The organism is Salmonella sp. SAL4457 (genome assembly GCF_046548235.1).
GTDB classification, from domain to species: Bacteria; Pseudomonadota; Gammaproteobacteria; order Enterobacterales; family Enterobacteriaceae; genus Salmonella; species Salmonella enterica.
Genome location: NZ_JBGDZO010000182.1, coordinates 1 through 340 on the forward strand (window position 1 = coordinate 1; position 340 = coordinate 340).

1 pseudogene is annotated in these 340 nt (G+C 66.2%); it reads left to right on the forward strand.

What is annotated here, in order from left to right:
• A pseudogene (gene pcrH, locus ACLJNW_RS23815) lies at positions 1-319 on the forward strand (SycD/LcrH family type III secretion system chaperone PcrH); the annotation flags it as partial.
• Between the last annotated feature and the right edge of the window lie 21 nt (positions 320-340).

Consider the following 340-nt stretch of genomic DNA (forward strand, 5'->3'; position numbering starts at 1 on the left):
GTGCATGCTCGACCACTACGACGCCCGCTACTTTCTCGGCCTGGGCGCCTGCCGCCAGTCCCTCGGTCTCTATGAACAGGCCCTGCAGAGCTACAGCTACGGCGCGCTGATGGACATCAACGAGCCGCGCTTTCCCTTCCATGCCGCCGAGTGCCACCTGCAACTGGGTGATCTCGACGGAGCCGAGAGTGGCTTCTACTCGGCCCGGGCCCTGGCCGCGGCACAGCCGGCGCACGAGGCCCTGGCCGCGCGTGCCGGCGCCATGTTGGAAGCCGTAACCGCGAGAAAGGATCGAGCATATGAATCCGATAACGCTTGAACGCGCCGGACTGCCCTACGG